At 38.7% G+C, this 26,517-nt stretch carries 24 protein-coding genes and 1 other annotated feature (1 of these 25 only partly in view); of the genes, 5 read left to right on the top strand and 19 right to left on the bottom strand.

The annotated features are described in order from the left end of the window. Positions 1-155: 155 nt before the first annotated feature. The 7 genes from treR to F1560_RS03740 form a co-directional block, all read right to left on the bottom strand. Positions 156-872, bottom strand: coding sequence for a trehalose operon repressor (gene treR / locus F1560_RS03770; protein ID WP_149473305.1), 717 nt, complete (start codon positions 870-872; stop codon positions 156-158). A gap of 110 nt (positions 873-982) precedes the next feature. Beyond that, a complete protein-coding gene (gene treC, locus F1560_RS03765) occupies positions 983-2,653 on the bottom strand; it encodes an alpha,alpha-phosphotrehalase (RefSeq protein ID WP_149473304.1) in 1,671 nt (556 codons plus the stop codon). A gap of 24 nt (positions 2,654-2,677) precedes the next feature. Beyond that, on the bottom strand, positions 2,678-4,618 hold the full coding sequence (gene treP, locus F1560_RS03760) for a PTS system trehalose-specific EIIBC component (RefSeq protein WP_149473303.1): 1,941 nt from the start codon (positions 4,616-4,618) through the stop codon (positions 2,678-2,680). A 225-nt stretch (positions 4,619-4,843) separates the two neighbouring features. Continuing rightward, on the bottom strand, positions 4,844-5,902 hold the full coding sequence (locus tag F1560_RS03755; RefSeq protein ID WP_281292622.1) for a PQQ-dependent sugar dehydrogenase: 1,059 nt from the start codon (positions 5,900-5,902) through the stop codon (positions 4,844-4,846). A 446-nt stretch (positions 5,903-6,348) separates the two neighbouring features. Beyond that, a complete protein-coding gene (typA, locus tag F1560_RS03750; RefSeq protein WP_149473301.1) occupies positions 6,349-8,175 on the bottom strand; it encodes a translational GTPase TypA in 1,827 nt (608 codons plus the stop codon). Between the two features lie 130 nt (positions 8,176-8,305). After that, positions 8,306-9,661 carry a sensor histidine kinase gene (locus F1560_RS03745; RefSeq protein ID WP_149473300.1) on the bottom strand — a complete coding sequence of 452 codons (1,356 nt, stop codon included), beginning with the start codon at positions 9,659-9,661 and terminating at the stop codon, positions 8,306-8,308. Positions 9,662-9,663: 2 nt separating this feature from the next. Further along, on the bottom strand, positions 9,664-10,350 hold the full coding sequence (locus F1560_RS03740) for a response regulator transcription factor (protein ID WP_149473299.1): 687 nt from the start codon (positions 10,348-10,350) through the stop codon (positions 9,664-9,666). A gap of 173 nt (positions 10,351-10,523) precedes the next feature. Between F1560_RS03740 and F1560_RS03735 the strand changes: the two genes are divergently transcribed. Together F1560_RS03735 and F1560_RS03730 are read left to right on the top strand one after the other, a co-directional pair. Further along, complete coding sequence (locus F1560_RS03735) at positions 10,524-11,840, top strand: S1C family serine protease (protein WP_149473298.1); 1,317 nt, start codon at positions 10,524-10,526, stop codon at positions 11,838-11,840. A gap of 257 nt (positions 11,841-12,097) precedes the next feature. After that, on the top strand, positions 12,098-12,868 hold the full coding sequence (locus tag F1560_RS03730) for a zinc ribbon domain-containing protein (protein WP_149473297.1): 771 nt from the start codon (positions 12,098-12,100) through the stop codon (positions 12,866-12,868). A 72-nt stretch (positions 12,869-12,940) separates the two neighbouring features. On the opposite strand, the gene F1560_RS03725 is transcribed toward F1560_RS03730, so the two are convergent. Further along, on the bottom strand, positions 12,941-13,600 hold the full coding sequence (locus tag F1560_RS03725; protein WP_149473296.1) for a TraR/DksA C4-type zinc finger protein: 660 nt from the start codon (positions 13,598-13,600) through the stop codon (positions 12,941-12,943). Between the two features lie 229 nt (positions 13,601-13,829). Between F1560_RS03725 and F1560_RS03720 the strand changes: the two genes are divergently transcribed. Beyond that, positions 13,830-14,708 carry an NAD(P)-dependent oxidoreductase gene (locus tag F1560_RS03720; protein WP_149473295.1) on the top strand — a complete coding sequence of 293 codons (879 nt, stop codon included), beginning with the start codon at positions 13,830-13,832 and terminating at the stop codon, positions 14,706-14,708. Positions 14,709-14,830: 122 nt separating this feature from the next. Here the strand turns inward: F1560_RS03720 and F1560_RS03715 are convergent, their stop codons facing one another. From F1560_RS03715 to F1560_RS03705, 3 genes are all read right to left on the bottom strand, one after another. Continuing rightward, on the bottom strand, positions 14,831-15,073 hold the full coding sequence (locus F1560_RS03715; protein ID WP_245347843.1) for a hypothetical protein: 243 nt from the start codon (positions 15,071-15,073) through the stop codon (positions 14,831-14,833). A 52-nt stretch (positions 15,074-15,125) separates the two neighbouring features. Further along, positions 15,126-15,809 (bottom strand): class I SAM-dependent methyltransferase, encoded by a 684-nt coding sequence (locus F1560_RS03710; protein WP_149473294.1) that lies wholly within the window; start codon positions 15,807-15,809, stop codon positions 15,126-15,128. 91 nt (positions 15,810-15,900) lie between these two features. Further along, a complete protein-coding gene (locus tag F1560_RS03705) occupies positions 15,901-16,098 on the bottom strand; it encodes a cold shock domain-containing protein (protein WP_067726342.1) in 198 nt (65 codons plus the stop codon). 590 nt (positions 16,099-16,688) lie between these two features. Between F1560_RS03705 and trhO the strand changes: the two genes are divergently transcribed. Beyond that, a complete protein-coding gene (trhO, locus tag F1560_RS03700) occupies positions 16,689-17,660 on the top strand; it encodes an oxygen-dependent tRNA uridine(34) hydroxylase TrhO (RefSeq protein ID WP_149473293.1) in 972 nt (323 codons plus the stop codon). Positions 17,661-17,757: 97 nt separating this feature from the next. Here the strand turns inward: trhO and F1560_RS03695 are convergent, their stop codons facing one another. Together F1560_RS03695 and F1560_RS03690 are read right to left on the bottom strand one after the other, a co-directional pair. After that, positions 17,758-18,462 (bottom strand): hypothetical protein, encoded by a 705-nt coding sequence (locus F1560_RS03695; protein WP_149473292.1) that lies wholly within the window; start codon positions 18,460-18,462, stop codon positions 17,758-17,760. Continuing rightward, positions 18,459-19,571: a mandelate racemase/muconate lactonizing enzyme family protein gene (locus tag F1560_RS03690; RefSeq protein WP_149473291.1), complete on the bottom strand. Its 1,113-nt coding sequence runs from the start codon at positions 19,569-19,571 to the stop codon at positions 18,459-18,461. Before F1560_RS03690 ends, F1560_RS03695 begins: the two co-directional genes overlap by 4 nt. Before the next feature lie 100 nt (positions 19,572-19,671). On the opposite strand from F1560_RS03690, the gene F1560_RS03685 reads away from it, so the two are divergent. After that, positions 19,672-20,145, top strand: a complete 474-nt coding sequence (locus F1560_RS03685; protein WP_149473290.1) for a glutathione peroxidase — start codon at positions 19,672-19,674, stop codon at positions 20,143-20,145. Positions 20,146-20,219: 74 nt separating this feature from the next. Here F1560_RS03685 and F1560_RS03680 read toward each other — a convergent pair whose 3' ends face one another. The 6 genes from F1560_RS03680 to proS form a co-directional block, all read right to left on the bottom strand. Then, complete coding sequence (locus F1560_RS03680; protein ID WP_149473289.1) at positions 20,220-20,942, bottom strand: amino acid ABC transporter ATP-binding protein; 723 nt, start codon at positions 20,940-20,942, stop codon at positions 20,220-20,222. Beyond that, positions 20,935-21,594 carry an amino acid ABC transporter permease gene (locus tag F1560_RS03675; protein WP_149473288.1) on the bottom strand — a complete coding sequence of 220 codons (660 nt, stop codon included), beginning with the start codon at positions 21,592-21,594 and terminating at the stop codon, positions 20,935-20,937. The genes F1560_RS03680 and F1560_RS03675 overlap by 8 nt, the downstream gene beginning before the upstream one ends. Before the next feature lie 22 nt (positions 21,595-21,616). Continuing rightward, complete coding sequence (locus F1560_RS03670) at positions 21,617-22,411, bottom strand: transporter substrate-binding domain-containing protein (protein WP_149473287.1); 795 nt, start codon at positions 22,409-22,411, stop codon at positions 21,617-21,619. Between the two features lie 20 nt (positions 22,412-22,431). Next, on the bottom strand, positions 22,432-23,217 hold the full coding sequence (locus F1560_RS03665; RefSeq protein WP_149473286.1) for a transporter substrate-binding domain-containing protein: 786 nt from the start codon (positions 23,215-23,217) through the stop codon (positions 22,432-22,434). Positions 23,218-23,245: 28 nt separating this feature from the next. Beyond that, complete coding sequence (locus F1560_RS03660; RefSeq protein WP_149473285.1) at positions 23,246-24,406, bottom strand: M20 family metallopeptidase; 1,161 nt, start codon at positions 24,404-24,406, stop codon at positions 23,246-23,248. 322 nt (positions 24,407-24,728) lie between these two features. Further along, positions 24,729-26,168, bottom strand: coding sequence for a proline--tRNA ligase (gene proS, locus F1560_RS03655; protein ID WP_149473284.1), 1,440 nt, complete (start codon positions 26,166-26,168; stop codon positions 24,729-24,731). 217 nt (positions 26,169-26,385) lie between these two features. Continuing rightward, positions 26,386-26,517: a binding site (T-box leader), on the bottom strand (it continues 90 nt past the right edge of the window).

The following is a 26,517-nucleotide window of genomic DNA, read 5'->3' as shown; positions in this document are numbered from 1 at the left end:
GAAAAATGGTTCCAATCATCAAAAACCGATGATTGGAACCATTTTTCAGTTCATTTGGCTAGTTATGTCCCAGCCCCTTTTTTACTTGTACCAATAACGATGAACTATAGTCAGATAAAATCACAATCCAACATATCGAATATAGATATTCCCACTTAGTTCTTTACTCTTCTCGCAAAGTCAATAAAGCGAAATTTGTCGGGGCGATGCCTAGACTCTGTATACTGAAATAAATTAGCATCTTGTAAATAAACCTGGCTTCGGATAACGACGATATTAGAGAACCCTTCTAAATCCAATAATTCACGATCTTCTTCCGTTGGTTCTTCAACGACAATTTCCTTTTGAGCAAAGCCAATCTCCAGCCCCAGATTATTTTCAATGTGATCATAGATTGATTTCTCACATACCTCAAGGGAGAGCAGCGGAACATTACGCTCCGTGAAGTAATCTTTATCTAATATAATTTTCTCTCCAGAAATCTCGCGTACTCGCACAACATTCCACGTGCGCTCATCCGGAGTCATCGCTAATATTTTAGCTATCTCATGATTTGCGTCTAAGTACCCCAATTGATGTACGACAGTAATACTCTTCAACTGAAGTTTTTCCGCCAGCTCTGTATAGCTCTCAATACCAGAAACAGGAAAAGAAAACTTATGAATATCTATCACGATCGATCCCTTTCCCCGCACCTTCTGGATATAACCATTTTGCGATAACAGGTTCAGTGCCTTACGGATTGTTTCTCGTGACGTATTATACTGAATCGTTAATTCATTTTCAGAAGGCAATAGTGTCGATACCGGCCATGTATTTGCTTGTATTTTGTTTACTAAATCATCGTAGATTGTTAAATACTTCTTTTGCATACCTTAAACCTCATTACGTTGCATAATAAAGAAAAACTTCATTCAGCGAAAGGTTCCATCTTCCACTTCACATTAGTGCTGTTTTCTTCTCACAATTTGAGATAGTGCTATTACATCCCCGTTAATACGTGATAAACAATGGATTCATAAGGTCTTAAATTTAACTGTTCCAACGACTGTGGTGAATCAGCGTAATTGGATAACAAAACTTGTGGATTTGCTATTTTCTTGTCTAGCTGTAAATTTACCGTTGCAGTGTCTCCAGAAAAATTACTTACAACAATTAGCTTTTCGCCATTCCAGTTTCTCGTATATGCAAATATTTGAGGATCTTCTTCAAATAGTAGTTGATAGTCCCCATACGTAATGATATCATACTTCTTTCGTAATTGAATCAACTGCTGATGGTGATAAAAAATAGAATCTTTATCCGCTAAGGCTTGAGTAACATTGATCTCAGGATAGTTAGCTGCAACATTAATCCACGGTGTTCCAGATGTAAATCCTGCATGCTTTTCATTAGACCATTGCATTGGTGTCCGTCCGTTGTCACGCGATTTCTGCTGTAAAATCTCTATCGTTTCCTGTTCTGATTTCCCACTATCTCGTAAGGTTTTGTACGCATTTAATGACTCTACATCACGGTATTCATCAATGGAAGTGAAATTAGGATTCGTCATCCCAATCTCCTCACCTTGATAAATATATGGCGTTCCTTTCATCATATGAAGTGTGGTAGCAAGCATTTTTGCTGATTCACGGGGCATCTTTGTGTCATCACCAAATCGTGATACAGCACGCGGCTGATCATGATTACACCAGAATAAAGCATTCCAGCCGTTTTCTTCGTGCATGCCAACCTGCCAATCGGAAAGAATTTTCTTTAGCTTCAAGAAATCAAATGGAGCTTTTGTCCACTTTTCTCCATTTGGATAATCCACTTTCAAATGATGGAATTGGAATGTCATGGATAGCTCTTGTCGCTCTGGCTGCGTATAAAGAACACAAGCATCGAGTGATGTTGACGACATTTCACCGACCGTCAGCATATCATATTTCGAAAATACTTCCTGATTCACTTTATTTAAATATTCATGGATGCGAGGTCCGTCTGTATAAAATCTGCGACCATCCCCAATGTCATCATTTGGAAAGGCTTGATCTTTTGAAATTAAATTAATGACATCGAGTCGAAATCCATCAATTCCTTTTTCCGCCCAAAAGCGCATCATATCAAAAAGTTTTTCTTGCAGCTTTTCATTTTCCCAATTCAAATCTGCCTGTGTTCGATCAAATAAATGCAAGTAAAATTGTTCTGTTTGCTCATCATATTGCCATGCAGAGCCTCCGAATTTGGATTGCCAATTGTTTGGCTCTTCTCCATCGACCGGATTCTTCCAAATATAGAAGTCACGGTATGGATTATCCTTCGATTTCTTTGCTTCCTGAAACCATTCATGCTCTGTTGATGTGTGATTAATTACAAGATCCATAATCAGCTTCATATCACGTCGATGTGTTTCTTCTAGTAACTCCTCAAAATCTTCCATGGTTCCATAGCTTGGTTCAATGGAATAGTAATCACTTATATCATATCCATTATCATTCTGTGGTGATTTATAAACCGGTGTTAACCAAATAACATCGACACCCAGCTTTTTCAGGTAATCTAATTTCGAGATAATACCTTGAATATCTCCTGTTCCATTTCCTGTTGTATCGTGAAAACTTTTTGGATAAATTTGATAAACGACTGACTTCTTCCACCATGCTTCACTCATATTTTCACTCCTAATCTAGTTGAATTAATGTCTATTTAATTTGCGTTTTGCAATAACGTACGTAATGACAAAAGGGAAAATGATTACAATTGCCATTCCAATACCAAATGAAATCCATCCTGATGGAACAATGGAAAAAATGCCCGGTACTCCGCCAACACCAATGGAAGTAGCAAGTACATTTTGCATTGTAATAAAGGCACCGGCAATTGCAGAACCTGTAATTGCTGCATAGAAAGGATACTTATATCGCAAGTTCACGCCAAACATTGCTGGCTCCGTAATACCTAGCCAAGCGGAAATTCCTGACGTACCTGCAAGTCCTTTTAGCTTCTCTTCTTTAGCTACCTTCATTATCGCAAAAGCCGCAGCACCTTGCGCAATATTAGATAGTGCAAGGATTGGCCATAAGAATGTTGTTTCTGTACTGCCAATCAGCTGTAAGTCTACCGCTAAGAAGGTATGATGCATTCCCGTGATGACTAATGGTCCATAGATTGCTCCATATACGAGACCACCAATGATCGGTGCAGCTTCAAATATAGCGATCAAACCGTCTGTAATCCAGTTGCCTACTGTAAACGTAACTGGTCCAATAATAATGAAGGTTAAAAATCCTGTAACGAGTAATGCAACTGGAGCTACGATTAATAATTGCAACGAGTCAATAACACGTTTTCTCATAAATATTTCAATCTTCGCTAATACTAAGGATGCAAATAATACTGGCAATACCTGACCTTGATAACCAATCATATTGATTTCCCAACCAAATAAATTCCATGTTGGTACTGTACCAGCTTCAAGTGCCTCCCCATAAGCCCAAGCGTTTAATAAGTCTGGATGAACCATGATTAAACCAAGTACAACACCTAACAGTTCACTTCCGCCAAACCTCTTCACTGCAGACCAACCAATTAAAGCAGGCAAAAAGGTGAATGCGGTATTGGCGATTATATTAATCATACTTGCAAGACCATCCCATTGTGGGTACATCTCGATAACGGATGGTGCTCCCCTGCCAAAGATACCAGGGTTTGCTAAGATATTATTAATCCCCATTAGCAGTCCTGCTGTAATAATCGCTGGAAGAATCGGGATAAAAATATCTGCTAAAACTTTAATTCCTCGCTGTAAGGCATTTTGCTTCTTACCACCGGCAGCTTTTACATCTTCTTTTGATGCTTCACTAATTCCCGTTTCATTGACCATCGCTTTGTATACTTTGTCTACCGTTCCTTGTCCAATAATTACTTGAAACTGTCCATTCGCTGAAAAAGTCCCTTTTACAATATCCATCTCTTCTAATGCTGCTTTATCAACCTGATCCTCATCTGTTAAAGCAAATCGAAGCCTTGTAACACAATGTGTTGCCGCTCGCACGTTTTCTAATCCACCAACAGCTGTAACAATTGCTTCGGCTTCCTCACTATATTGCGTTCCCTTTTTTGTGATTGTTGAACGTTCTTCTTTCTTTCCTTCTTTTACACTAACCTGTAGAAATTGGCTTTCTCCTGCTATAACATTTGCTTCACCCGTTTTCTCTAGGTTCTCCACTGTATCTCCATTTGTAATAATAATTGGAGTAATGGAGCTTGCTGCTTTTAGTTTGATTAATTCCAAATCAAAGGTTACGAGCGGATCTCCTATACTTAGTTGATCACCTTCATTCACATGAACCTCGAATCCCTCTCCATCCAGATTAACCGTTTCCAATCCAATATGAATAAGAATCTCAATACCTGATTTACTTTTTAATCCAATTGCATGCTTTGTTGGAAACGTAAGTGTTACTTCACCATCAATCGGAGCAACTACTTTTCCATCCGTCGGCTCAATTGCAAGCCCTTCACCCATCATTTTTTCTGAAAAGGTTGGGTCTGGAACATCTTCTAATGGTATGCGCTTACCTGTAAGCGGTGCATATATTAATTCTTTTGCTCGCGTTTCCTCGTTGTTCACCATTATAACCCTCCTGTTATACTTGTTTATATTATGCTTCAACTTGTATATACATGTTACACAGATAAGTATAACTTGTATATACAAGTATTGCAAATGCTTACATAGGGATAATATTGGAAATGGTATATCACGTTTACCTTTTCCCTATATAACGCGCATCTAAAACCATTCATTTTTCAATATAAAAAAGCCTTTCGTCCGCCAACAGAACAAAAGGCCTTTAAACTAATGCAATTGATTTTCCGGAATTGGTATAAACAACAGACGATCATCATCTTCTGTCGGGTCTCCTCTACCATCCGTATTATTTGTGATCATATAGAGACCATTCTCTGCTGCTAGTACGTCACGGACTCTTCCTACATCATATATAATTAATTCTTCTGTTTCATTAACTGGGTCGAATTTCCTTAATCCTTCCCCACGTAATGAAGCAAAATAAAAATTACCCTCGTAATGATCTATACCAGAAGGTGCCCATGTCTCATCTCCTGAATGAATGAGTGGAACCTCCATTCCATCTTCAGTCTCATCACCTTCAATAACTGGCCAGCCATAATTAGCTCCTGGAAGGATCTGATTCACTTCATCATGCGCTTGATTTCCGTGTTCCGTAGCAAACAATTCACCTTCTGGACTCCATGCAAGTCCTTGCGGGTTGCGATGGCCATAAGAAAACACATATGAATTCTCAATCGGATTATCCTCAGGGATAGTACCATCCAGATTAAGTCGAAGTATGTTCCCCGCTAAACTATCTCTATCCTGCGCTAATTCCGGAATCGACGCATCGCCAGTAGTCACATATAATTTATCATCTGGGCCAATCTCCATTCTTCCACCATGATGGAAAGACCCACCAGGAATTTCATCTAACAGGACAGCTGTTTCTACCCAATTGTCATCCTGTTCTTCAATCGATACAACACGTTGATAGGTTTCTCCCTCCTCCTGATAGGAATAATAGGCATATGCTTCATTCGTATCTGAAAAATCTTCTGGGATGACAATTCCTAAAAGTCCAGCTTCTGCTTCTTCAGATATTTCCTTTTCCAATTGTACGGCTTTTCTTGATTGCTCTTCCCCATCAATTGTGACAATCGATCCAGTTCGCTCACTAATATAAAAGGTATCACCCGCCTTTGCGATTGCCCATGGCGCCTCTAAATTATCAGCAAGAACTTCTCTCTCATCTCCAGGAACAGCTTGTTCTGTATCCTCTTGTTCCTCCTCAGTCGAGTCATCTACCGGTGTATCATTATTATCTGTTGCACACCCAGCAATGATTACACAAGCAAAGAGTATAACGACTATTCCGTAACGAATATGGAATCATCTCCTTCCGCATAAAAATCAATTTGTATATAAGTCTACCCTCATCTTTTTTGGGACAAACAGGGTTTACGATTAGCTCTTACTTTTATTTGAAATAATTAAAAATCAGACTGCCAATTATAATGACTAAAACAAGAATTATCATAAAACCAGAACTTCCGATAAACGTTCTGTCAAATGTATCCCTATGATCTTTTTTATCCCTATCCATAAAGCCAACTCCTTATCTAGTAGTTTTATTACTTTTATTTTAACGAATTAATCTTTGCAATGGAATTATTTGGATGTAATTATTTGGATGTGTCTGATAATAATTAGTGAGAATACGCATAAGGAACAAAGAACAAACAAAAACAGCAATGGCCATATCTAGCCATTGCTGTACATACATTCACTTATTTACTTTTCTTCGCTGCTTTTTCACGTTCGTTTTTATTCAAAATCTTTTTACGCAAGCGAATTGATTCTGGTGTTACTTCACAATACTCATCTTCATTTAAGTACTCTAAAGCTTCTTCTAGCGACATATCACGCGTTTTACGAATCGTTGATGTTTGATCCTTGTTAGCAGAACGCACATTTGTTAAATGTTTTTCTTTCGTAACATTAACCGTTAGGTCATTTTCACGATTATGCTCGCCTACAATCATTCCAGCATAGACTTCTGTACCTGGGTTAACAAAGATGACCCCACGGTCTTCTAATCCCATAATTCCGTAAGTCGAAGCTTTTCCGTTTTCCAATGCAACAAGCACACCTTCACGTCTACCGCCAACTTGCCCTTTGATTACTGGCTCGTATGCTTCAAACGTATGGTTTAAAATACCATAGCCACGAGTTTGTGACATAAATTCTGTAGAATAGCCAAGCAATCCACGAGATGGAACTTTAAATTCAAGACGAACTTGTCCATTTCCATGGTTTACCATATCAAGCATTTCGCCTTTACGTGCCCCAAGTGACTCCATAACTGCTCCAGTATATTCTTCTGGTACATCGACTTGTACACGTTCTACAGGCTCGGATTTCACACCATCAATTTCCTTAATGATTACTTGCGGCTTAGAAAGCTGCAGCTCGTACCCTTCACGGCGCATATTTTCAATTAGAATTGACAAATGAAGTTCACCACGTCCAGATACAATCCATGCATCTGGTGATTCTGTCGGATCAACCCGCAGACTCACATCTGTTTCTAATTGTTTCAGTAACCGTTCTTCGATTTTACGAGAAGTAATATATTTCCCTTCGCGACCAGCAAATGGACTGTTATTAACAAGGAAAGTCATTTGTAGTGTTGGTTCATCAATGCGTAGGCGTGGGAGATCCTCTGGATGATCTGATGGACAAATTGTATCCCCTACATTCAGATCTTCCATGCCAGAAACAGCGACAATATCCCCTGCTTTTGCTTCCTCAATTTCAATCCGTTTTAAGCCAATGAAACCAAATAGCTTCGTAACACGGAAGGATTTATTCGTTCCGTCTTCTTTCAGTACAACAACTTGTTGGCCAACTTTAATTGTTCCACGAACAATACGACCAACTCCAATTCGTCCAACATAATCATTATAATCAAGCAATGTTACTTGGAACTGTAACGGGTCTTCACTATTATTAGCTGGTGCCGGAATATGCTCCATAATGGTAGTGAAAATAGGATCCATTGTTTCCTGTTGATCTTCAGGTTCAAGACCAGAAGTTCCGTTTAATGCTGATGCATAAACGACAGGGAATTCAAGCTGTTCATCATCTGCTCCAAGCTCGATGAAAAGATCAAGCACTTCATCTATAACTTCGGTCGGTCTTGCATTTGGTCGATCTATTTTATTTAAAACAACAATTGGTGTTAATTTCTGTTCTAATGCTTTCTTCAATACAAAACGTGTTTGTGGCATTGTTCCCTCATAAGCATCTACGACTAGTGCTACACCATCAACCATTTTCATAATACGCTCTACTTCGCCACCGAAATCAGCGTGTCCTGGTGTATCTAAAATGTTTATCGTCGTATTTTCTTGATACTTTACTGCAGTGTTCTTCGCCAAAATAGTAATTCCACGCTCACGCTCAATATCACCTGAGTCCATCGCACGTTCGTCAACTTGTTCATTTTCACGGAAAGTTCCGGAGTATTTTAAAAGCTGATCTACTAATGTCGTTTTACCATGGTCAACGTGGGCAATAATTGCGATATTACGAATATCTTCTCTTAATTGCATAAAAAGTACGCCCCTCTATTATTCACAGGATGTTCAACTAGAAAATTATATCATATTATTTTCATTTGAACAGCTTTTTTTACAATTTCTTTAAAAAACTGTTCTCCATTAATGTCAATTATCTCAAGCATTAAGCTTTATCCATTGCTCTTCGTTCTTGAAACAAATGAATCTCAAACTTCGCACCACCAAGTTCCGACTTTCCAACTATAATTTTACCGTTTGACTGTTCCACAATTGCACGAGCAATCGCTAGTCCTAAACCAGTTTCCCCATCTTTTCCTTTAACAAACCGATGAAAAATTTGTTCTGCTTGTTCTTCTGCGATTCCATCTCCGTCATCCTCAATTAGAATTTCTACATGCTGTTTTTTCTGAACAACTCGTATCGACACTTCTGACTTTGCATGACGTATCCCGTTAAAAACGATATTTAATAAAGCTCTCAATAATTTTTCTTCATCGGCAACAAATTCAATATTTTCGTCAACCTGATGTTGAAGCTGAATTCCTTTTTCATTAATTAAAGGAATGACACGGTCAACAACTTGCGCTATCAGTAATTCTCCTTCAATTGGTACAGGAGTGTAAGAAGATGGTTCACTGTCTAATTTTGCTAATAAAATCATTTCATTTATGATCTCTTTAAGCCGTTTCACTTCCGAGACCATTACTTCCAGTCCTTTTTCTTTTTCGACATCTTCAAATATGCCATCCTTAATCCCTTCCGCATAGCCTTGAATCGTCATCAACGGTGTCTTCAATTCATGGCTGGCATTTTGGAAAAAGGTTTGCTGTGAATTCATATATCTTTCCAATTCCTTAGCCATATCATACACACTTTGCTCTACTTCCTTAATTTCTCCAGTTGCTTTCACTCGATTCATCTCATTAAACTGGCGCTTTTCGATTTTCTTTAGTTCTCCCTTTAATTGGGAAAGCGGCGTAACGAGCTTATTTGTCATAAAATAACTGAGTAAAACAGCAGCTGCAGCACCAATTAAGAAGACGAGAAATAAGCGAATAAAGAAGCTTTGCTGTACAACGGTTAGATCGTCCATCGGTGTAAGCAAGATTAATTCTAGTCCAGATATCTCTGGATAAAATAAAATTCTTGACGTAACAAACCGCTCATTTCCATACTCCCACAATGTTTGATTGGTCGCTGAGAAGTTGTTCGCTTCAAAGAATTCACTGACAACCGGAGCCGACATGGTCGACATTAGAACAGCATCGCTATTCCGATCATATAGAAAAATCTGCAAGTCCTGATCCTGCAAAAATTCATTAAACTGCCTGTAATCACCGACTGTTTCAAACTGTTCGTTAAGAAAGCTAACTAAAAGCTCTCCCGTTTCCTTTAATTGCCGCTGCTCATCTTGGATTAGCAAATCAAGAATCAACGAGTAAATAACATAGCTAGCCGCTGCCATAATAACAAGTAGTAGCGTTGTAAATGCCGCATTTAGCTGAGAATGAAGTTTCATCGTTACTCCTCTTCTTTACGCAGACGATATCCATAACCCCACACCGTTTCTAGTGGGATATTGTCCATTTTTTTACGAATTCTTTTTACTAAATCATCTACAGCACGATCGCTTCCGAAATAATCATTCCCCCAAATTTTTAATAATAAATCTTCCCTAGAAAAAGCCCGGTTCGGATTTTCGGCAAATAGCAAAAGCATATCGTATTCTTTGGATGTTACTTCATATTCATTTCCCTGGAAGAAAATTCGACGATCTTCTCTATAGATTAGAAGATGGTCCACTTTCAAGCGATCTGTTTGCTCTTCCTGCAGATTATGTTTCGGCAATGTTCTGCGGAAAAGTCGTTTCACCCTTGCAACAAGTTCTCTAGGGCTGAAAGGCTTCGTTAAATAATCGTCGCCACCTAATTCCAGTCCAAGGATTTTATCGATTTCATCATCTTTCGCGGAGATAATGATAATTGGCACCTCACTCTTCGTACGTAGTTTTTTACAAAATTCGTAACCGTCCATCCCTGGTAGCATAATATCAAGAATCCACATATCCGGTGGGTCGTTTTCCCAGAGCTCCCAGCCTTTTTCTGCAGAATCCATAATCGTTACTTCATAGCCTTCTTTCTTTAAATAAGCAGAAACAATATTTTGGATGTTCGCGTCATCTTCAACAAGTCCAATATGATAATTCATCGTCTGTCACCTTTTCGAATTCATGATAGTTCTATTTTTACATAAACCGTCCATTCTTTACACCAATATGTGTCATTACACAATTTTTCCACATTTATCCCAAATTGTTCCCAACATGGATCTATATAATAAAACTATACAAGCGGTATAACAAGCAAAGGAGGACACACATGATGGATAATAATAATAATGATTTTCACAATAAAAACGAACATGATTCTAATTCCTTCGATCAAACAGACATACAAAAAGAACAAATAGAAGCAAGCGAATCAGTAGTAAGTAATACGAATGAGCGCACATATAAGTCAGAAAGGAATGAACCAACCTCCAATAAAAAGAGGGGTTTTAGCGGGCTCTTGAGCGGAGTCCTCGGTGGGGTTATTTCAGCAGTTATTGTTGCTCTTTTATTCACAAATAATATGATCCCAATGGATACAGCCGAAACAAATACCCATGAAACAGCAGAAGAAGCTTCAACACCAAATATCGTCGAAACACTAGCGTCCGATGAGGCTGATGTCTCGACCAATATAAACGAGGTTTCTCAAGCGGTAGTTGGTGTCGTTAACATGCAGGAAGGTAATGTTTGGGAAGGTAGTCAAGAGGCTGGAACTGGCTCTGGTATCATTTATAAAAAAGAAAATGGAAAAGCATATATCGTAACAAATCAGCATGTCGTGGCAAATGCAAAGGAGGTTGAAATTGTATTAAATGATGATGAGCGAATACCAGCAACTGTACTTGGTGGAGATACGCTAACCGATTTAGCAGTATTAGAAGTGGATGGCGCCTCGATTGATACAGTCGCAAACTTGGGATCTTCCGATGATTTAGCAGTGGGAGAAACAGTTCTTGCAATTGGAAATCCATTAGGACTCGACTTTGCAAATACCGTAACAAAAGGAATTATTAGTGGGTTAAATCGTACTGTAGAGGTTGATACAAACAGCGATGGGCAAGCGGATTGGATAACAGAAGTACTACAAACAGATGCAGCGATTAACCCCGGTAATAGTGGCGGGGCTTTAGTGAACTCAAATGGAGAAGTTATTGGAATCAATTCCATGAAAATCGCTCAAAGCTCTGTAGAAGGGATTGGTTTCGCCATTCCTGTAAGTGCTGCACTTCCAATTATGGAACAGCTAGAATCAGGAGAAATTTCACGTCCATTAATCGGGATAAGCACAGCTTCACTTCATCAGGTCCCACCGCAATACCGTTATGAAATCAATCTTCCAGAAGATGTGGAAGGTGGTATGGTTGTCGCAGATGTACAATCTGGCTCACCTGCAGATGCAGCTGGTTTACAACAATTTGATGTAATTACAAAAATCAATGGTCAGGAAGTAACCTCCATACTTGAATTACGAAAATACTTATATTCCGAAACCAATATCGGCGATGATATTGAAATTGAATATATTCGTGACGGAGAACATCAAACAACAAATCTTAAGCTAGTCGAACAGACTGAAGAAAATGAATAAGCATGATTATGAGCCTGCCTTAAGCACATCTATTAAGGCAGGCTCATGTTTTTATTACAAGACAACGAAAATTCAAGATAATGAAACCAAAGTCATCCTCTTTCCGTACATATATAGTAATCCATTGAATATGAATGATATAGTTGCTTTTGATTCCTTACTTCCGTACACTCATTTTGAACAAGGAATTTAGTAAAACGATGTCGAAAGTAAATGCAAGGCACATTTACTCATCAAATTAGAAAGGAAGTGTAAAAATGATCTGTCCATCTTGTAAAGAGGAAACAGAATCAGGAAAATTTTGTACAAACTGTGGAGCATCATTAACAAATGAGGAGGTTGCAGCAACTTCAGATCCTAACCCAAATCTTACATCAGAAGTGGTAGCTGCTGAAGCAAGCCAACCTGCTACAGTGGAAAATCAAACGACCAACGAAGCATTAGAAAAAGGAAAACAAGTAGCAGGTAACTTTGGAAGCTTCTTCTTAACATTATTAAAAAACCCTAGCCATGCAAAGAAAATCGATGGTAAGGAATGGATTTCTGGAACAATAACCATAGCACTTTTTACTTTACTATTCGCAATCAGTACATTTATCACATTAAATAATAGTTATTTTGGTACGACGTTTGTAGAAGGCTTCTTAGCGCCATTTTTACGATTATTAATTTTATTCGCAGTCGTTATTGCCTTGATTTATGGTGGTTTAAAGCTAGCTGCTCACACAGCAACGATTACAGCTACTACTGCTAAAGTAGGAGCTTATCTGGTTCCTTTCCTCACCATTGCTGTCCTAGGTGTATTACTTGCATCTATACAGCTACCATTTGCCGGAACGCTCGTTTTAATCAGCTTAATAGCTCCAATTTTACTTATTCCAACATTTATTATGCTTGAACAGCCTGTTAACGGCTTTGATTCTATTTATGTATTAATTGGAATTTATATTGTTGGCATGCTTATTGCTGGCTACCTCGTTCAACAAATGGTTTTTGCATTTCTAGGCAATGTAACAGACTTTTTTTAAATAGCGATTGATTTAATTGCATAAACAACATCATCAAGTAAAGACTCCTGGCTGGGTACAGGAGTCTTTACTTTATTCCTCGTGCTTATCATGATTTGGCGCGACGCCAATAAATTTCCCGTGAATATCTGCAGCAAGAAAATTTTCTAAATCTTCAACAGACCCTACATTTTCATCACTGTTTGGAAACATGTCGTTATAATGCTCTTTATCACCATAAAAGTCAGATGGGGTCTCGGATGTCCCATAGCGGCTAACCTCCTGCCATGCATCTTCTGCATCATAGCCAACTTGCTCCTCATCTGTTACTTCATCCGGATTTATATTCGGACTGAACACTTCTTCTTCAATTGGACGGCCTCGGTTAAACGTTTCGTTCTTTGCATGTTCTACACAAGTATCTGTTGTCGGAACTGCAACTAAACGTTCATTAGGAATATCTGCACCACATATTTTGCATATGCCATACGTTCCTTCTTCTATTGCATGGAGTGCTTCATTGATTTCTTCCAATTCTTTTTCAGCATGTTCATTAAGTGCTAAATCCTTTTCTCTTTCAAAAAGCTCGGTACCCGTGTCAGCAGGATGATTATCATAATTTGACAATTCGCCAGACGTTTCTTTGGCAAATTCATATTTCATTCCAAAATGGTCTTGAACCTGTTTGATTAACTCAGACTGCCTGGTTGTTAAAGCTTCTTTGCATTTGGATAGTAGCTCTTTACGGATCATTGCTATCCTCCTCCATCAATATGATTACCGATAACTATACTATGTGTAGATGGAGATTATTGATTCTACAATAACGCTCCCAATTCATGTCAATCCCGGGAATCTTCCCCTTCAAAGGTTTGTTCTTATTCGTTTTATAAATTCCATGCTTTGAAAAAGGATTCAAGCAAAAATTGTCGAATACTTATATATAGAGAATGAAATGTGAAATATAAGGAGAGACTTTTTTATGCTTACTAAAGATAAGACGATAGGGTTCATCGGAACTGGTGTTATGGGGAAAAGTATGGCAAAAAATCTATATCAATCTGGATATGCGATAAATATCTATACGCGAACAAAGGAAAAAGCGAACGAATTATTCGAACTTGGCGCTGCATGGAAAAGCTCTGTAGCAGAGCTCGCTTCATCATCGGATGTCATTATTACGATGGTCGGTTATCCAAGTGATGTCGAAGAGGTATATTTTGGAGAAAATGGTATTTTGGAAAATGCAAAAGCTGGTAGCTTTGTTATTGACATGACGACCTCCAAGCCATCGCTAGCCAAGACCATTTATCAGAAAGCGCAAGAAAAACAGATACATGCATTAGATGCACCAGTTTCCGGTGGTGATATCGGCGCCAAAAGCGGGAAGCTCTCCATTATGGTTGGTGGGGATGAGGGAGCTTTTTCAGAACTCCTTCCATTATTTGAAGTAATTGGGGAGAATATTATGCTACAAGGTGAAGCTGGTGCCGGCCAATATACAAAAATGGTAAATCAAATAACGATAGCTACTACAATGATTGGTGTTTGCGAAGCCATTGTTTATGCCAAAAAGGCAGGTCTTAACCCGGAACGCGTACTGGAAAACATTTCATCTGGCGCAGCAGGAAGTTTTTCACTTTCAAAGCTCGGCCCACGTATGCTAGCAGGCGATTTTGCTCCAGGTTTTTACATCAAGCATTTCATTAAAGACATGACGATTGCACTTGAATCTGCAGAAGAACTCGGAATAGAGACTCCTGGGCTATCCCTGTCATTAAAGCTATATAAAGAACTTGCTGAAAATGGTGAGGAAGATAGTGGAACGCAAGCACTCATCAAATGGTTTGAGCAAAGCTAAAGCAAACGGATGGGAGTTAGACATTGGCCTGGGGAAGAGTTATTTCAGTGTTCGGAGAATAAGCCGAGCGAAATTCGCATCTAGTCCTCTATTCTTTCCACTGAGTGAAAAGCGGGAATTATTCAGTTATCCCGCTTTTCTATATGTTCCTGAACGATAAAGGCTAAATCATCATTCCCAAATAATTGCAACACATTCAATACAGTTTGATCAGCAATCTCAGCAGATTCCTTGGCAGGCACCGTCTCCTCCATGACCTCCTTTAAAGCATTGTTTTTCAGCTGGCCTGGGTATGCTTTTTCATAAAGTTCAACTGGATCCAACCCGTTATTAATACACCACTGTGAATAGATCAATATCATCATTTTCTCATCGTTTTGATAGTTCTCAATAACTTGTTTTTCTTTTTCATTCACTTCATTCACCTACATTCCTCATCATAAATACCCACATAAAACAGAGTGATTGCTTTAATTTTAACGGAAGATCATGATAATGTCTTTCTTCCACTTCCGATTTATAAACACCATAGCTGTCAACATATTCTAATGAAAGGTCTGAAGCAAGTTGACTGAACTCCCAAGGCATCATGGTATTGCAGATTGCTTTTTCTCCGAGTAAACGTGGATAGCTATTTGTTCGCGGTCCAGCTGTCGGCCCAAGAACACCAACGCAAAGTATTCCGTTCTTGTTTACAACTCGCTTCATTTCGTGTAAAGCATGCAGCGGATCTTCAACCCATTCGAGTACATTGATTGCCAAGACGCCATCAAAATGATGCTCTGCAAAAGGAAGCTTATTTACATCGCCTTGCAAAAAGTCGATATTATCCTTCTCCCTTGAATTCGCAATCCGAATCATTTCCTGTGATAGATCAACACCAGTTGCATCATAGCCGCTCTCGAATAGTTTGTGTGTTCCATATCCATCTCCACATCCAATATCAAGGAGCTTACTTCCCTCTCCTATATAATTTTTCATAAATGGGAGGATATCTTTTCTACTCCCATTATCCCACATATCTCTACTTCGTTTATTCCAAAAAACAGCTCGTTTATCCCACTCGGTTTCTGCTTCGGATTTCCAGTTAAATGAAGCCATTTCAATCTCCTCCAGGTAATATAATGTCATCCCTTAACCAAAAAAAGACTTATCTCGTAAAAGAGACAAGTCTTTATAATAATTATATTGATTATAGACGAGTAACGTTAGCAGCCTGAGGTCCGCGGTTACCTTCTACGATTTCAAATTCAACTTCTTGACCTTCTTCAAGAGTTTTGAACCCTTCAGCTTGAATTGCTGAGAAATGTACGAATACATCGTCCCCATCTTCACGCTCGATAAAACCAAAACCTTTTTCTGCATTAAACCATTTTACTTTACCAGTCATTTGATTGACCTCCCTATACAATATCGTGCAAAGTAATTGAATCATAAATACTTTTACACCATCTTGAAAAAGAGATCGTAAAGTATTATTCAAACTCCAATTTCCTTTTGCTATCTTAACTTTAACCTCTTTTCGGTAAAAATGCAAGCGTTTATAAATTTATTTTTGCCAATAAACTAATTAAGGACGACAAGTGCTTTATCTAACCCGATACTACCTTGTATAATCTATGTTTAATCGCATAATATGAAAATAATTACGTATTTCATAAAAACACATCCCCACTCTACATTATGACTCATGAAGGAGACTACAAAAGATGTGATTACCTCTGTGTTAGCAAATCATAGCCAACACACACAATTATAGAAGGACACCATTAACGAGTGACACTATAAGTCACGCCACTATTTTATTGCGCATTAGACCATGCTTTCATATTTATACTATATATAGCTATGGAAAGTGAAAAACAAGTGGAAATCAGCTACTGATTGTGTTAAAATATCTTCTTGCAAGATTATAATAGAATAGCGACTACCAACCATTTATATATCTTGCAAATATTTGAATGGACAGGTGGTAATGAAATGGAAAGCAATACAAATTATCAGGTTTTGTTGTACTATAACTATGTGCATATTGAAGATCCAGAAAGCTATGCAGCTGAACACCTCAAGTTTTGTAAAGAGCTTGAATTAAAAGGTCGTATTTTAGTAGCAGAAGAAGGTATCAATGGTACCGTTTCTGGAACAATTGAACAAACGAATAAATACATGGAAGCAATGCATCATGATCCACGTTTTGCAAACATGGTATTTAAAGTTGATGCACACGATGGTCATGCATTTAAGAAGATGCATGTACGTCCACGTAAAGAATTAGTTACACTTCGTTTGGAAGATGATGTAAATCCACTCGAAACAACTGGAAAATATTTAAGCCCGCAAGAGTTTAGAGAAGCTTTACTGGATGAGGATACTGTTGTATTAGATGCACGTAATGACTATGAATTCGATCTTGGCCATTTTCGTGGTGCAATTCGTCCAGACATCAAAACATTCCGCGATCTTCCAGAATGGGTACGTGAAAATAAAGAGCTATTAGATGGCAAAAAAGTTTTAACGTACTGTACAGGTGGTATTCGCTGTGAGAAATTCTCTGGCTGGCTTGTAGAGGAAGGCTTTGAAGATGTTGGTCAATTACACGGCGGAATTGTTACCTATGGGAAAGATCCAGAAGTACAAGGCGATCTATGGGACGGACAATTATACGTATTTGACGAGCGTATCTCTGTACCTGTAAATCGAAAAGAACACGTTGTAGTCGGCGTAGATTATTTCGATGGTGAGCCATGCGAGCGCTATGTAAACTGCGCAAATCCAGAATGTAATAAACAAATTCTTTGCTCTGAAGAAAATGAACATAAATATCTACGCGGATGCACCCATACTTGTCGTGTAAGCCCACGTAATATGTACGTGAAAGAGCATGACCTTTCACCAGAAGAAGTGGAAGCCCGTTTAGCACTTCTTGGCGAAAGTATGAAGCAAGAAGCGTAATCATAATAATATATAAAAGGCTGTTACACTAGAACCTTTAGTGTGACAGCCTTTTTCAATAGAAAATTCCCTTTTAAACTTATTATATTTTTCCATTTCATACATGAATTATTTTTTCAAACCTTACGTAAGCTTCATCTCCAGCATTTCTCATCGAAACACCATAATAACCTAGTGCTAACACGTCCTGTTGTTTTGCAATATCATCCATACGAACCTCCATAGTATCTTCTATTTGCAGTTCGGTTTCTCTAGATGCTAAATCCTTCATAAATACATATCGAAGTTTACCATTAAATTTTTCCTTAAGGACAGCAATTTTCATGCCTAAAGCGAATTTATCCTTTAGGCTTGGGAAATTAAAAGGAGCAACTGTCGCTAGTATGTAGCGATAGCGTGTCGGGTCAACGTTTTTTATCAGCATCTTCCCCATATATGTTTGCAACCCATTCCCTCGAAAATCAGGATCAACATTCGATATTTCTGAATAGATAATTTGCTTGAACACTTCTTGCTTCAGCCCGATATCAGCTCCTAATCCTTCATCATCATTTTCAGGGACAAGCATGGCACGAAATGCAATAAGCTTATCCTCTACGAAGATACCGAGCATGATTTCCTCAACCTTTAGGATATACGTAAATTCCTCGATGGAAAGCGGCTCCAACACATCGGGATTTGGGAGAGCTTTTACGACCTTCTTTTGCAATTCTAAGACCCTAGGCAGGTCTTCCATACGTAAATATCTGGCATAAAATGCTTGTCCATTGCGGAGTTCTCCGGATGCTATTCGTTCACTCATCGACTAATCCTTTCTGAATGTATCGTTAACTCCTTTAAAATTGATTCATCTATATCAATTCCAAGTCCGGGCTTTTCATTTAATTGGATAAACGGTACATCGTATTTCAGATTACCGACATCTTTTGCAAATTTTAAAGGACCTGTTAATTCAACACTCGTTATTATTTTTTTCGAAAAGGCTACATGAAATCCGGCCGCTGATCCAACAGATGATTCGACCATCGAACCGACTTGACACTCTATTCCCGCCATTTCAGCCATGTGAGCAAGCTTATTAGCTGGATAGATTCCGCCACATTTCATAAGTTTAATATTTACTTTATCTGCTGCTCGCTTTGCGATAATCTCTCTCATTTCTTTCATACCTTGTAAGCCTTCATCAATCATCATTGGAACCTTCGACTTTGCTTTTACTTCCACCATTGCATCGATATCATCCCCGAGCACTGGTTGCTCGAGCCAATCGATCGACAAATCCTTCAATTTATCCAAGGCTTGTAATGTTTGAGAGCTTGTTTGCCACCCTTGATTAACATCAACACGAAGTGCTATGCCTTCACCAACACGGTCACGAATACTGCGAATCCGCTTCACATCGTCAGCTACATCCGTCCCAACTTTAATTTTAAAGGAGCGATAGCCTTGTTCAACACGTTCTGCTGCTTCTTCTGCCATTTCTTCTGGAGTTCCAATACTCAGCACATGGGTAATTGGGAATTTATCATGGTAACGTCCACCTAAAAGAGTGTATACCGGGACATCTAGTGATTTGGCAGCAGCATCATGACAAGCAATATCAATTGCAGCCTTCGCTGTCGGAACTCCTTTAACTAATTTGTCCATCTTATCATGGATTCGTTCCATATGTAACGGATTTTCGCCAATAACTGCTGGAGCTAATTTTGTTCGTAACAAGGCATAGGTACTATCCCATGTTTCTCCAGTAATATGTTCATCAAATACACTTTCCCCATAGCCAATGATGCCGGTATCCGTTGTTAGCTTAACTATGATTGATGGCATGGAATCATATCTTTCATAGCTAATAATAAACGGCTGGATGAGTGGGAGCTGAATCGCAAAGATTTCAATTTCAGTTATTTTCATTGTATACTTCCTTTCGTTATTTATTATGGTCTACAATTCTCAATTAATTGACGAGCACTAACCTACTTGCTATTCTTCTAAGCAAAGGGAGGACTTTCACATGTCTGTTTACAATTATAATGCAAAAACAATCCAAGGTAACGAGAAATCGCTTGCTGACTATGAAGGGAATGTCTTACTCATTGTGAACACCGCAAGTGAGTGCGGATTTACACCTCAATTTGAAGAACTACAAACGCTATACGAAAAATATCATACACAAGGATTTGAGATTCTCGGATTTCCATGCAATCAGTTTGGTGAACAAGACTCTGGATCTGACGCAGAAATTGCCCAATTCTGCGAGAAAAACTACGGTGTTACTTTCCAAATGTTTAGCAAAGTCGATGTGAAGGGGGAAAATGCACACCCACTATTCTCTTATCTTACTTCGGAAGCGAAGGGACTCTTAACGGAGCAAATCAAATGGAACTTCACTAAATTCCTTATCGATAAACACGGCCAAGTTGTTGATCGATTTGCTCCACAGAAAAAGCCAGCAACGCTTGAAAGACAAATTGAAGCACTTTTTTGAGACTTATGGAACTTCAAGCCTATAGAGATAGGAAAACTCCCCCCACGCTTATGTTGGAGGGAGTTTTCCATCTCTTATAGCACTTTATCCAAAAAGTCTTTTGCACGGTTTGTTTTCGGCTGTGTGAAGAATTCCTTCGGATCCCCTTCTTCCATCAAAACACCGCCATCAAGAAACAATACTTTGTCAGCGACTTCTTTCGCAAAGTTCATCTCATGTGTAACAATAACCATTGTCATACCAGTGGTAGCCAAATCCTTCATTACATCCAAAACTTCTTTTACCATTTCAGGATCGAGTGCAGATGTTGGCTCATCAAATAGCATGATCTCTGGTTCCATCGCAAGTGCTCTCGCAATCGCAACACGCTGCTTTTGCCCACCTGACAAGCGATTTGGATAAGCATCCTCCTTATCCGTTAAACCAACTTTTGCAAGTAGCTCCTTGCCTAGCTTATTTGCAGTTTCCTTCGAGAGGTGTTTTACTTTCTGTGGTGCGTATGTCACATTTTCCAAAACTGTCATATGAGGGAACAAATGAAAATGCTGGAACACCATGCCGATATTTTTACGGATTTTTAATTTATCCACTTTACCTGCTGTTATATTTATATCGTTAATATGAATCTCACCTGATGTTGGCTGTTCTAAAAGATTCAGACATCGCAGAAACGTAGATTTCCCTGATCCAGATGGTCCAATAACCGCAACTACTTCACCATGCTCAATGGTTGTTGAAATACCTTTAAGCACCTCATTTTTTCCAAATGTTTTAGATAAATTCGAAGTTTTAATCACTCTGTCTCATCCTCCGTTCTACAAGTCCACCAATTTTCGTGAGAATGAATACCATTACCCAATAAATTAGTCCAGCAACTAATAACGGCTCAAAATTACGATAAATATCTGCACCTACAATTTGTGCACGACGCATTAAATCTAAATAACCAATTGTAGATACGATAGCTGATTCCTTTGTTAATGTAATAAACTCATTCATTAATGCAGGAAGAATATTTTTAAAAGCCTGTGGCAGGATGATATTCAGCATCATGGATTTATAAGGTACTCCAAGTGCCTCTGCTGCTTCGGTTTGCCCTTTATCAACCGCCATAATTCCAGCACGAATAATTTCAGATACATATGCGGCTGAGTTCAATCCAAATGCAAGCACTGCTGAAACAAATGCAGTGATATCAAACCCCGTCAGCTGTGGTACTGCAAAATAAATAATCATTAATTGCAAAATGAGCGGTGTCCCTCTAAAAATAGACGTATATGCATCCGCTAGCCATTTTAATAAAGGTACCTTTGTAATTTTACATATTGCTAAAATTGTACCAAGAATAAACCCTACAACAATCGATATACTTACAAACTGTAATGTTGCCCCTATTCCTTTCAATATAAAAGGAATATAAGGCACGATTTGGGTAAAATCCAAATTCATGCCCTATCACCTCAATTCCCTACTATTCTGATTCAGTTAACCATTTTTCTTGTAATTCTTCAATTTTCCCATTGGACTGAAGCTCCTCCAGTACAGCATTGACCTCTTCTACCAATTCGCTATCCTTCGGGAATGCAATCGCCATCCCTGGAGATACGGTTGTTGGATCATCAAATCCGACAAAACCTTGAGACTCAATGTAACCTGTTGCTACTTCTTTATCCATATACATAACATCAAGACGATTCGAATTCATTTCTTGTACTAAGATCCCTGCAGTATCTACTTTTTTTACTTCAAAGCCATATTCTTCACTTAATTCATCAGCACCTTCTTCTTGAATAGTTCCAAGCTGGACGCCAACGGTTTTCCCTTCTAAATCTTCCAAGCTTTCTACTGGTGCATCTTCTTTCGTTACAAACATTTCTCCTGAACGATTATACTCAATTGAAAAATCCACATTTTGTCTACGATTTTCTGTTGCACTCATTCCTGCCATAACCATATCCACACGTCCAGCTTGCAGAGCACCAACTAGGCCGTCAAAATTCATGTCTTCAATTTTTAGCTCATAGTCTAATTCATCCGCAATTAACTCTGCTAACTCAATATCAAACCCAATAAAATTACCTTCTGTATCATAGGATTCAAACGGCGGGAAGTCAGCGGATGTCGCCATTGTTAGTACTTGCTTTTCGCCTAAGTCATCTGAACCTGTATTATTATCATTTCCATTATCTGTTTCACTTGTTCCACATGCCGCAAGAAAAGCAATGATTGCAACTGCCATAAATAATTTTGTCAATGAATTTTTCATGTGATTAGCCCCTCGTTCAATTATTGATTAATTTCCCATTTTTCTTCTAGTTCTGCGATTTTTCCACTATCAATCAGCTCTTCCAATACTTGATTCACATCGTCAACTAATTCACTACCTTTTGGAAAAGCTACTGCTGTACCTGGCGTACTTGTACTCGTATCATCGAAAGCAACTAAGTCACCTTCAGCTAAATAGCCATCTGCAACAGTTTTATCCATGTATCCAGCTACAATTCGGCCAGTATTTAGTTCTTGAATAAGAATCCCATTGTCATCAACACTTTTCACTTCAAACCCATATTCTTCTGCTAAAAGCTTTGCCCCTTCTTCTTGGACGGTACCTAACTGAACCCCGACAGTGTGACCTTCTAAATCTTCTAAACTTTCCACCGGAGCATCAGGTGATGAAAGGAAAGTAAACATAGAATGATGGTAGTCCACGGAAAAATCAACATTTTGCTTTCTATCCTCCGAAGAGTTCATGCCAGCCATTACGATATCAGCTCTTCCAGCTTGTAATGCACCAACTAATCCATCAAATGACATGTCTTCAATCTTCAATTCATAACCTAATTCTTCCGCAATTAGATTAGCAATATCAATATCAAATCCAACAATTTCTCCTTCAGCGTTATAAGTCTCGAATGGTGGATAATCAGCGGATGTCGCCATTGTAAGTACTTCTTTTTCACCTGTATCATCTGAACCTGCATTATTGTTGTTTTCCAATTCATTCGCTCCACATGCTGCGAGTAATGCAATGATAGCAATTGCCATTAATGATTTCGTTAAAGAAAATTTCATCCTGGAACCCCCTCGTAAATGTAATCTCTTATTTTGATCGTTTAAATTCATTCTGTATCGCCTTAAATAACTGGGTATCTGTTAGTACATCATAGCCTGTCTGAGCTAATGATAATGCGCCATCACAAAGAGCTTGATGTCCCTCTTCTGTTACTGTTGTATTAGCAAATTCTATTGTATGTGGAACGAGCTCTGGTGCATTCATACCGATATAAGGATGAATCGCTGGAACAACCTGGCTTACATTTCCCATATCAATCGAACCGTAAGATTCCTTTGGAGGAAAAACATGTTGCTCACTCGTTTCCTTTAAGTTTCTCGTAAATGCATCAGATAATGCATGATTCGTGATCATATTATCATAGCTCAATTCATAATTAGTTATTTCTAGTGATGCGCCTGTCATACTTGCCGCACCCTCGGCTATATGTTTTACCTTTTCTACAACTTCATTCAAATAGTCACGACTTTTTGCTCGGACATAAAATTGCGCTGTCGCTTTAGCCGGAACAACATTTGCCGCTTGACCACCTTCAGAGATAACTCCATGGATTCGTACATCTGAGGTGACGTGCTGACGAAGCGCATTTATACCATTAAATAATTGAATGACACTATCTAATGCATTAATTCCTTGCTCTGGAGAAGCAGCTGCATGGGATGCTTTTCCAAAATAGCTAAATTGAATGGCATCCATCGCAAGCGATTCCCCGCTCTCATGTGATGTGCCTCCAGGATGAACAATCATTGCTACATCGATATCATCAAATATACCTTGTTCACTCATCGGTACTTTAGCCCCATTCGTTTCTTCAGCTGGCGTACCTAATACAACTACACTACCACCTGTCTTCTGTATAAGTTTACTAAGCGCCACTGCAGCACCAGTACTCATCGTCCCTATTAAGTTGTGACCACAGCCATGACCAACACCTGGTAATGCATCATATTCCGCTAAATATGCAATTTTCGGACCCGGTTTACCACTATTAAATTCTGCTTTAAACGCTGTAGCTCTTCCTACAATATTTGTCTCAATTTTAAATTGATGTTCTTTTAAAAAATCAACTAGCTTTTGCATCGACTGGTGCTCCTGATCCCCAAGCTCAGGATGCTCATATAAATAATCACTAATATTCCATAGTTGATGTATAATTTTATCTATTTCGTCACTTAATAGCTTCTTCATAATTTCCTCCGTAAAACGATGTATATTTATTAGTTAATATGTATATTTATAGCACAAATCTACTAGATTGCCAATAGCTTACTATGAAAATAAATAGAGGCAGTATTTTCGGATTAATTCATTAATTTAGGTTTACTGTATGATTCTTTTTATTGATGATAATTTTAAGAGAAAAAACGAGCAGCTTTACTGGTGTCAATACTAATGAGTTTGCGCTTCCATGCATTTGCGATTGCTTTGCCTACATACTAAACAATAAGCAAAATCTTTTCCTTATAAAAAACGAGCACCGCTTTATGCAGTGCTCGCTTTTTAACATTTATTAATATGCTTTTGCCCAAATTACTAATTCTTTCGCTTCTTTGCCACAGCACACGCATGTGTCTGCAATCTTTTCTTGTTCGAAAGGGATACAGCGTGATGTTGCTGTTGTGTCTTCTTTAATTTTTTCTTCACATGTAATGTCGCCACACCACATCGCTTGGATGAATCCGCCTTTTTCATCTAATGTTTGCTGGAAGGAATCCATATCCGTCGCAACGGTAGTCATTTCATTACGATGTGTCAATGCTTTGTCATACAGATTTTGTTGCACTTCTTCCAATAATACTGGTAAACGGTCTTCTAGATCGCTTAATGCAACAAACTCTTTCTCTCCTGTATCACGGCGTGCCAGAACAACTTGATCTTTTTCAATATCTTTCGGTCCCATTTCAATACGAACCGGGATACCTTTCATTTCATATTCATTGAATTTCCAGCCTGGCATTTTATCGCTACCATCAATATCAACACGGACAATGTCTTTTAATTGATCACGTAATGCGTATGCTTTATCCAATACGCCTTCTTTATGCTGTGCGATTGGGACGATCATTGCTTGTGTTGGAGCAATACGTGGTGGCACAACTAAACCACGATTATCGCCATGGACCATGATTAGTGCACCCATGATACGTGTAGAAAGTCCCCATGATGTTTGGTGAACAAACTGACTTTCCCCATTTTCATCTAAATACGTAATATCGAATGCTTCAGCAAATCCAGATCCAAAATGGTGGGAGGTTGCTGATTGTAATGCTTTCCCATCATGCATTAAACTTTCAATCGTTAATGTATATTTTGCACCGGCGAATTTTTCCTTATCTGTTTTACGTCCTTTAAGAACTGGAATTGCTAAATATTCTTCTACAAGGGATGCATAAACCTCTAGCATCCGATTTGTTTCTTCTGACGCCTCTTCATCTGTTGCATGTGCAGTATGACCTTCCTGCCAATGGAATTCTGATGAACGCAGGAATGGACGGGTTGTTTTTTCCCAGCGCACCACATTTCCCCATTGATTATAAAGCTTTGGCAGGTCACGATACGAATGAATGTTTTTGGAATAGTAGTCACAGAAAAGCACTTCTGATGTCGGACGGACAGCGATTTTCTCTGCTAATTCATCATCCCCACCATGTGTTACCCAAGCAACTTCTGGCGCAAATCCTTCAACATGGTCTTTTTCCTTTTGCAAGAGACTTTCTGGAATGAATAATGGAAAAGCAACATTCGAATGTCCGGTTTCCTTAAACTTACGGTCTAATTCATCTTTAATATTTTCCCAAATTGCATAGCCATATGGCTTAATAATCATCGTTCCGCGCACTTGCCCATAATCAACCAATTCCGCTTGCTTAACGACATCGGTATACCATTGCGCGAAATCATCTTCCATTGCAGTTACTTTCTCAACAAACTGCTTATTCTTTTTACCCATTCGTAACACCTCATTATGATAAATATTTTTCTTAAAGTGCGTATTCAAAAAGGAGGATGAAAAAGACCGAGAAGTTCGAGGCGGCGTAGCTTTGAGTACCAGAACGTATGCAACTGATACGTGAGGAACGGAAAAGCAAGCCAACAAAGAAATTCGATGTGTCATTTTCACCGGACTTTTTGAACATCCTTTTAAACACAAAAAATCCTCCATCCGAAAAAGGGACCGAGGCTTGGTGGTACCACCCTTGTTTGCATGGGGAATCCCCCTTGCACACTTCACTTGATAACGGTTATAAACCGCGCACATCTTCTGGACATTGCCTTTCTGATGGCGAACTCTGAGGCAG

This window comes from Oceanobacillus polygoni (genome assembly GCF_008304605.1).
GTDB classification, from domain to species: Bacteria; Bacillota; Bacilli; order Bacillales; family Amphibacillaceae; genus Oceanobacillus; species Oceanobacillus polygoni.
Note: the sequence above shows the minus strand (reverse complement) of the source record. Positions and strands in the feature narration are given on the sequence as shown.